Annotated in this window: 3 protein-coding genes and 2 pseudogenes; 2 read left to right on the forward strand and 3 right to left on the reverse strand. The window is 62.7% G+C overall.

All coding sequences use genetic code 11. The annotated features are described in order from the left end of the window. Positions 1-128: 128 nt before the first annotated feature. Positions 129-641: pseudogene (locus CA236_RS18470) on the reverse strand (IS21 family transposase); the annotation flags it as partial. Between the two features lie 411 nt (positions 642-1,052). On the opposite strand from CA236_RS18470, the pseudogene CA236_RS19215 reads away from it, so the two are divergent. After that, positions 1,053-1,347 (forward strand): annotated as a pseudogene (locus tag CA236_RS19215) (transposase); the annotation flags it as partial. Between the two features lie 246 nt (positions 1,348-1,593). Here CA236_RS19215 and CA236_RS18480 read toward each other — a convergent pair. Beyond that, the gene (locus CA236_RS18480) at positions 1,594-2,874 is read right to left on the reverse strand and encodes a cytochrome P450 (RefSeq protein ID WP_125946704.1); all 1,281 of its coding nucleotides are present in this window, start codon (positions 2,872-2,874) and stop codon (positions 1,594-1,596) included. A 46-nt stretch (positions 2,875-2,920) separates the two neighbouring features. After that, a complete protein-coding gene (locus tag CA236_RS18485; RefSeq protein WP_269430548.1) occupies positions 2,921-3,274 on the reverse strand; it encodes a 2Fe-2S iron-sulfur cluster-binding protein in 354 nt (117 codons plus the stop codon). A gap of 72 nt (positions 3,275-3,346) precedes the next feature. Here CA236_RS18485 and CA236_RS18490 point away from each other — a divergent pair, with 72 nt between their 5' ends. Further along, entirely contained in the window at positions 3,347-3,964 is a 618-nt protein-coding gene (locus tag CA236_RS18490) for a TetR family transcriptional regulator (RefSeq protein WP_046406470.1), read from the forward strand. Positions 3,965-4,310 lie beyond the last annotated feature (346 nt).

A 4,310-nucleotide genomic window follows, 5' to 3' on the forward strand; every position in this document is an offset into this window, starting at 1 on the left:
GTCGTACGAGCGCTCGTACGACCAGTCTCAGAACCGAAAACTTCCCGCACCGCCCGCGCCCTCGTCAAAGACGATAAGCATCCCGGCTACGGCCAAACGGGCAAGGCGGCCCTCAGGCCACGCTTACCGCGCGGGTAGGCCCGCACATACATCGCCCGCGACGCGCACAGCCGGACATGCGCGACCTTCACGCGCATCGGCTTGCCCGAGATCTCGACGTCCTCGTGGCTCTAGTCGAACTGATACGCCTCGCCCGGCCGGAACAGCAGCGGGATGAACGCCGGTGCATTCATCACGTCCCGACGACGTGCCTGCCGCCAGCGGGTCGCATAGCGACGCACCGCATCGTATGAGCCATCGAACCCCTCGCGCAGCAGCAGATCGTGGATGCGCGTGATGCGCAGCTTCTCGCGCCGCGGACGCGCCTCGTCTTCCTCGAGCAACGCATTCAGTCGCGCCTGGAACGGCCCCAGCTTGGGCAGCGGCTGCACCTCCCGCCGGTACCCCATGTCCGCCTCCGGCGCCTGGATCGCCTTGCGCACCACCTTGCGCGACAGGTGCAGGTCCCGCGCTATCGCCTTGATGGCCTTCCCCGACGCGTGCTCGCGCCGGATCCTCAACACCGTCTCCAATACCAGCATCCCGATCTCGCCGCCTGACACACCGCCAAGCGAACAGCCTAGACCACCGGGATGAGGGGTCCCTTTTCCACGCCGATCCACACTCTTGCACCGCAGGGGCCGTCCACACATGGCTCAACGACCACATCATCGCACAGCTACGCTGGTGCAGGGGCCGTCCAACCCATCAGGTCACGCACACAAACTTCTTTCGGGGCCCGCAGGTAAAGGGCCATACGTCCTGGCGATGCATGCTTGGACAAAGTGGCGGACAACATTGGAACGCCCGCCTGCGTCGTCGTTCGCGCTGATATGGATCACATGCGGCGTGTCTTAACGGCTGCGCGGACCTTGTCATAGTCGCGAGCGGGGGTAAGGAACGGCTTCATCCGCTATCGCGCCCAATAGCAGGACTGCGGCTACTGCGCCTAGCGGCAACGCTGCACGTCCAACATGCCGGCCCGGAAGGTCTGCTCGCTCCACGAGGGTGCTCGCGACCTCCCCCGCGACGTCGCCACCACCAACGCCTATGCCACATCCCGCCGCCAACGAAAGAAGGTCGAGATGCTGTTCGCGCACGTCAATCGCACCCTGAAGCTCGACCGATTGCGCCTTTGAGGTCCGTACGGTGTCAGGGACGAGTTCTACATGGCAGCCAGCCGCCGCTCAAAACCTCCGCAAGAAGGCTAAGATCATCCTAATGACGACACAACCGCTGCCAGCCTGAGCCAATCAGCCCTGTAGCGCAACTCAGTTGCAGCGGCCTCCAAACCCAACACCGACTTCTTTAACACAATTGGGTCAATACCGCCCCCTTTAGCTGTTAAGGTGCGGCAAGCGCTATCAAAGACCCGTGACGTCGCTCCAAATCAGCTTCCACTGTCTAAGCGCCCGGTCGGCAGGTCTCGGTGGCATGTCTTAGCCAACGCGGCCGCTGCTTACCGAACGTTCCTCAAAAGAGTGGGGAAAAACTTCAATAGCGGCGGGGAATGCTGACGCGCATCGTCTCGTAGCCTTTCACGAAGTTCGAGCGCACACGTTTCGGTTCGGCGACGACATTGATCTCGGGAAAGCGTTTCATGATTTCCTCCCACACGATCTGCAGCTGCAACTCGGCGAGGCGATTGCCGACGCAGCGGTGGACGCCGAAGCCGAACGAGATATGCTGGCGTGGCCGGGGACGATCGATGATGTAGTCGTTCGGACGATCGATCACCTCGTCGTCGCGATTGCCCGACACGTACCACATGACGACGGTGTCATCCTGCTTGATGTGCTGCCCGCGAAACTCGACGTCGCGTGTCGCGCGGCGCTTCATGTGCGACAGCGGCGTCTGCCAGCGGATCGTTTCCGACACCATCGACGGCAGCAGCGCCGGATCGGCCATCAGCTTAGCATATTGGTCGGGATTTTTGGATAGCGCGTAAACCGAGCCGGTCATCGTGTTACGGGTGGTATCGTTACCACCAACCGTCAGCAGCATGACGTTGCCGAAATACTCCATCGGGGACATGCCGCGTGTCGCGGGATCATGCGCGAGCATCGAGATCAGGTCGCCCGTCGGCTCCGCATTCACGCGGTCGTTCCACAGCTGCGTGAAATAGGCATGGTAGTCGCGGAAGATGCCCATCTTCTGTTCGCGCGTCTCGACCAGGCCATGCCCCGGCTCCGCGGTGACGACGTCGGACCAGTAGGTCAGCTTGCGGCGATCCTCCTGCGGCATGCCGAAAAGCGTCGCGAGCGTCATCGCGGTCAGCTCCATCGATACCTTGTCGACCCAGTCGAACTCCTTGCCGATCGGCAGCCCGTCCAGGATCGCGGCAGCGCGCTCACGGATTAAGGGACCCAGGATCTGAAGGTTGGTGGGCGACACGGCGGGGCTGACTGCCTTGCGCTGCACGTCGTGCTTGGGCGGGTCCATCGCGATGAACATCGCCAACCCCTCGAGCTGCGGCGTTTCGCCCGGCGCGAGCGGCGGGACCATCATGATCCCTGGTTCTGACGAGAAGGTGTGGTGATCGATGTCGACCGCCATGATGTCATTGTACTTGGTCACTGACCAGAACGGGCCATAGGCGCTGTTGGCAGTGTAGTGCACTGGCGCCTCGGCACGCAGCCGCTCGAAATTCCACCACATCTCGTCGGCTGCGAACGATTCTGGACTTGACGGGTCCAGCTGATCAAGCGGAGTGGCATAGGCGGCGTCGCGTGCGGTGTTGGCTGAGGTGAGAACGGCAGATGCGGTGGTGCTCATGCGACAGGTCCTTCCGAGACGATGGGATGCTGTGGGGGCGATAGCGTCAGTGCTGGCTTTCCGGCATCGTCACGGTCAGCCCGTCGAGGGCGGGCGAGACCTGGATCTGGCAGGACAGCCTGCTGTTGCTCTCCACATTCTCAGCAAAATTCAGCATCTCCGCTTCTTGCTCGGTGCGCTCTCCGGTCGCGTCTAGCCAATGCGGATCGATATAGACGTGACACGTCGCGCAGGCAGCGGCGCCACCGCAATCGGCATCGATCCCGGGCACGCCATTCTTCACCGCGCCTTCCATCACGCTCCAACCGTCGGCGACCTGCTGTTCGTGGCGCGTGCCGTCATGTTCGATGTAGATGATCGTTGCCATCGCTTCCTCCCCGCCCCATCCCGTCAATGACATGGATGGTTTTTCATATCGCTACAGCTTGTGTCGCTTCAGCCATTACTTGCGGCGTAATCTTTATTGGCAAGCATGACAATAGACGTCGAGCAGCCTGTCCGCCGGCGCCGGCCCGCCGACCAGGTACGCCAGCTTGCACTGGAATGCGCACGACGATTGCTGCTGCAGCACGGACCCAGCGCGATCACGCTCCAGGCAGTGGCAGGTCAGCTGGGCATGACGCATGGCAACGTGACGCACCATTTTGGCAGCGCCAACGGGTTACAAGGGGCGCTGGCGGAGGCGATGATCCGCGATCTGGTCGATGCGGTGCAGGCCGCACTGGCGGGGCTGCGCGCAGGTGAGACCGATGTGCGCGACGTAATTGACCTGGTCTTTGACGCGTTCGACGCGGGTGGTGCGGGGCAGCTGATCGCGTGGCTGGCGTCGTCGGGGCACCGCGACCGGCTGGTTCCCCTTTGTCTGACGGTAGCCGAACTCGCCACGACGCTGGAGCATCCCGCTGTGGACCAGCAAGCCGAGGCGAGGCGTGTGGGAAGGATCATCTCCGCCGTGATCGTGCCGGCACTGGGCGCAGCGCTGCTTGGACGTGAGCTGGCCGGCGCGCTGCGCTTGGGTGACGACGCGTTCCGCGTGCTGGCGACCGATCAGATTTCCACGATCGGCGAGGAACAGCCGCCTACGCTATGAAGGTGGGGTAATCGCAGGAGCGAGCTGCCTGGATCAGCGATGGCCTGAATGCAGGTGGCTGGTCGCCGATAGATGAAGGTGTGGGCTTGCGGCTTTGATGCGGCGCCTGGCTCTCCACCCTTTCTCTATATAGCAGCACAAGTGGTGCGGGCGGTGCACCACTTTTGTTGTTTTATGGCCCTCCCGGCGGGGCGGAGTGCACCTTACCCTCTTAGCAACCATGTGTGGACGGCCCCTGCGGTGCAAGAGCTTTTGTGCAGCGATGAGCACCGGTCGGGTGCATCCATGTGTTCGGCCTGTTCATGCAGCACCGCATGGCTGCTGGCCCTGATGAAGTCCGCGGATC

The organism is Sphingomonas sp. ABOLG, assembly GCF_003950435.1.
GTDB lineage: Bacteria > Pseudomonadota > Alphaproteobacteria > Sphingomonadales > Sphingomonadaceae > Sphingomonas > Sphingomonas panaciterrae.